Source organism: Ruegeria sp. AD5 (assembly GCF_056542345.1).
The window spans coordinates 1-4,026 of the sequence record NZ_JBQFZR010000013.1; the positions used below are offsets into that span (position 1 = coordinate 1).

Below are 4,026 nucleotides of genomic sequence, written 5' to 3' on the forward strand. Positions count from 1 at the left end.
CTGTCAGATCGCCACTTTAAACAGCTCAGTGATGTTTTGTTGGTTGAGTTGGATTGGGTTACCTCCGCATGAGGGGTCGATGATTGCGCCCTGGACCAGTTCGGGGATGGCGGCTTTGGTGACGCCGAGGTCGGAGAGTTTGCGGGGGATGGCGAGGCTGTCGTTGAACTCTTGCACGAAGCTGCGGAAGCCGTCGAAGCCGCCGTCGATGCCCAGATAGGCGGCGGCCTGCTGGAAGCGGTCGGCGATGACTGGCGCGTTGAACTCGAGCACGGCGGGCATGCAGACCGCGTTGGTGGTGCCGTGGTGGGTGTTGAACACCGCGCCGACGGGGTGGCTCATGGCGTGGATGGCGCCCAGGCCTTTCTGGAAGGCGGTGGCCCCCATCGCCGCCGCGCTCATCATCTGGGCGCGGGCTTCGATGTCGGTGCCGTCCGCATAGGCACGTGGCAGGTAGTCCTTGACCAGCCGCATTCCTTCCAGCGCGATGCCCTGAGACATCGGGTGGTAATGCGGGCTGCTGAACGCCTCGACACAATGCGCGAACGCATCCAGACCAGTGCCTGCGGTGATGAACTTGGGCATGCCCACCGTCAGCTCGGGGTCGCAGATCACCACGGTCGGCAGCACCTTGGGATGGAAGATGATCTTCTTGGCGTGGGTTTCAGAATTGGTGATGACGCTGGCGCGCCCCACTTCGGACCCGGTCCCGGCAGTTGTGGGCACGGCGATGATCGGCGCGATGGCATCGGCATCCGCTCGGGTCCACCAATCGCCGATGTCCTCAAAGTCCCAGACCGGGCGCGTCTGACCACACATGAAGGCGACCATCTTGCCCAGATCCAGCCCCGAGCCGCCGCCAAAAGCGATCACCCCGTCATGGCCGCCCGCGTTATAGGCCGCAACACCGGCCTCGAGGTTCTGTTCATTGGGGTTCGGGTCCACATCCGCGAACAGACCCCGGCCCAGACCGGCGGTCTCCATGATATCCAGCGTCGCGGTGGTGATCGGCAGGTCGGCCAGCCCCTTGTCGGTGACCAGCAGCGGCTTCTTCATGCCGGCCGCCGCACAGGCTTCGGGTAATTCATTGATCCGCCCGGCCCCGAATTTGATTGCGGTTGGATAAGACCAGTTTCCAACAAGTGACATGTTTGCTTTCCTTCGTGTCAAAAGGCCTGCCCCGGCGAGGGGGTCATTCCGAGGCAGGCCGGCGTCCTTAGCCCGTGACCTTTTTCAGGTGATAGGATTTGGGACGTGTCAGGTTGTGATAGCCAATGACCGAGAGACCGCCGCCGCGCCCGGTATTCTTGCAGCCGGTCCAGCACAGGCCGGGATCCAGATAATCGGCCCGGTTCATGAAGACGGTGCCCGTCTCAATCTGGTCACCCACCCGCGCTGCACGGTCCAGATCGCGGGTCCAGAGGCTCGCTGTCAGGCCAAACTCACTGTCATTCATCAGCCGGGTGGCCTCGTCATCCGAGGACACTTTCATGATGCCCACTACCGGACCAAAGCTTTCATCCCGCATCACCCGCATGTCATGGGTGACATTGGTCAGGATCTGCGGCGTCAGATATGCGCCGCCATCATCCTCAGGGAAGATGTCGATATGGGCCACCGCACCAGCCTCGACCGCCTCGGCAATCTGCGCCCGTACCTCATCGGCAAAGCGCACATTGGCCATCGGCCCAATGGTGGTCTCAGCGTCCAGCGGATTGCCCAGCTTATAGCCTTTCACGATCTCCACCGCCCTGGCGACGAAGTCGTCATACAGGCTTTCATGCACATAAATCCGCTCGATCCCGCAGCAGCACTGGCCCGCGTTGAACATTGCCCCGTCGATCAGCGTCTCAACCGCCGCCTCCAGATCGGCATCGTCCATCACATAGCCCGGATCCTTGCCGCCCAGCTCAGTCCCGACGCCGGTAAAGGTGCCCGCCGCCGCGCGCTCCATCGCCTGGCCGCCGCCGACCGATCCGGTGAAGTTCACGAAGTCGAACGCATTGCCCGCGATCAGATCGTTGGTCACGTCATGGCTCAGAAAGACATTCTGGAACACGTCTTCGGGCACACCCGCTGCATGGAAGGCCTGCGCCATACGCTCGCCCACCAGCAGGGTCTGCGTGGCGTGTTTCAGGATCACCGTATTACCCGCGATCAGCGCCGGGGCCACCGTGTTGATCGCCGTCATGTAGGGGTAGTTCCACGGCGCCACCACAAACACCACCCCATGCGGGATGCGCCTGATATAGCGCTTGAACGTCTCATCTTCGCCCACCGCGATATCAGCCAATGCGCTTTCGGCAATCCCGGCCATATGGCTTGCGCGCTCGTTGAAGCCGCCGAATTCACCGCCATAGCGCACCGGGCGACCCATCATATGCGCCAACTCGGGCACGATTTCCTCATTCATCGCGCCAACAGCAGCCACACCCGCCATCACGAGATCAATGCGTTCCCGCAAGGGCCGCGCCGCCCAAGCCGCCTGTGCGGCCCGCGCCCGGCCCGCAACCTCAAACGCGGCCTCCCGCGACAACACCTCGCGCTCGGCAAAAACCAACCCATCAATCGGCGAGACACATTGCAACATCTGCCCCATAGTCACTCCATCTCTAAAGAGAGCAGGATCCCTGCTTCATCTGGCCATAAATATCTCGGGGGCCGCCATTGGTACGCCATTGGTTCGAGCGCCAATGGCGGCGGGGCTGGCCCCTCGCTTTCACCCTCTCAAGCCCGCTCGAACCCGCGGGCAATTTCCCAATCGGTCACCACGCGCTCAAACTCTTCGATCTCAACCTCGGCCGCGCGCGCATAGTGATCGACAACGTCATCTCCCATCGCAGCCCGCAACATCGCCGAGCCATGCAGCGCATCCCGCGCCGCGCGCAGATTGCCCGGGATCATCCCCGTCTCTCCCTGATAGACGTCGCCCGTGGTCGGCGGCTGCAACTCCAGCCCTTCTTCGATCCCAGCGATCCCCGCCGCCAGCATCCCAGCCATCGCCAGATAGGGGTTCATATCCGAGCCCGGGATACGGCATTCCACCCGCACCGTCTTGGTGCCGTCACCGCACAGGCGGAACCCGGCGGTGCGGTTGTCCACCGACCAGATGATCCGCGTCGGCGCAAAGGTCCCCTTCATGAACCGCTTGTAGCTGTTGATGTAGGGCGCCATGAAACAGGTGTAATCGGCGGCGTATTTCAAAAGACCCGCCATGTAGCTTTTCATCACATCCGACATGCCGAGCGGATCTTTTTCGTCGAAAAAGATCGGCCGCCCCTCGGACCAGAGCGACTGATGCACGTGGCTGGAACTGCCCACCTTCTCATGATGCCATTTCGGCAGGAAGGTCGCGGCATGCCCATGCTGCCAGGCAATCTCTTTCACCGCGTTCTTGGCGATCGAGTGATACTCGGCCGTCTCCATCGCAGGCGCATATTTGATGTTCAGTTCTTCCTGCCCGGTCTCGGCCTCACCTTTCGTGTTCTCGACCGGTATCCCCGCATCCCACAGATGGTTGCGGATCGGGCGCATCACATGCTCTTCCTTGGTGGTCTGAAGGATGTGATAGTCTTCGTTGTACCCCGAGATCGGCTCAAGGTCGCGAAAGCCTTCCTTGCGGATCTGATCAAAGCTTTTCTCGAACAGGAAAAACTCCAGCTCGGTGGCGCACATGGCGTCATAACCCATCGCCTTCAGCCGGTTCACCTGGCGTTTCAGGATCGAGCGCGGCGCGTGTGGCACTTCTTCATGCGTGTGATGATCCAGCACATCGCACATCACCATCGCCGTGCCTTCCAGCCACGGCACTGGGCGCAGCGTGCTCAGATCCGGCTTCATCACATAATCGCCATAGCCCCGCTCCCAACTGGTCGACGCATACCCGTCCGGCGTCCCCATCTCGAGATCCGTCGCCAGCAGATAATTGCAGCAATGCGTCTCTTCCCACGCCCCCGCAACAAAATGACCCGCATGAAACCGCTTCCCCATCAAACGGCCCTGCATGTCAACCAGACAAACCAATAC

At 61.5% G+C, this 4,026-nt stretch carries 3 protein-coding genes; all 3 read right to left on the minus strand.

Features of this window, described 5'->3' with window-relative positions; translation table 11 throughout:
- Positions 1 to 3: 3 nt before the first annotated feature.
- Positions 4 to 1,149 carry an iron-containing alcohol dehydrogenase gene (locus tag ACR0JG_RS20700; protein ID WP_480572520.1) on the minus strand — a complete coding sequence of 382 codons (1,146 nt, stop codon included), beginning with the start codon at positions 1,147 to 1,149 and terminating at the stop codon, positions 4 to 6.
- Between the two features lie 67 nt (positions 1,150 to 1,216).
- Positions 1,217 to 2,599 carry an aldehyde dehydrogenase family protein gene (locus tag ACR0JG_RS20705; protein WP_480572523.1) on the minus strand — a complete coding sequence of 461 codons (1,383 nt, stop codon included), beginning with the start codon at positions 2,597 to 2,599 and terminating at the stop codon, positions 1,217 to 1,219.
- 128 nt (positions 2,600 to 2,727) lie between these two features.
- Positions 2,728 to 4,026 (minus strand): glutamine synthetase family protein (locus tag ACR0JG_RS20710; RefSeq protein ID WP_480572526.1); only part of this gene is annotated, 1,299 nt, incomplete at its 5' end.

Coding starts and splice junctions, on each gene's coding strand:
- ACR0JG_RS20700 (WP_480572520.1), bottom strand. CDS start 1,149: ATGTCACTTGTTGGAAACTGGTCTTATCCAACCGCAATCAAATTCGGG.
- ACR0JG_RS20705 (WP_480572523.1), bottom strand. CDS start 2,599: ATGGGGCAGATGTTGCAATGTGTCTCGCCGATTGATGGGTTGGTTTTT.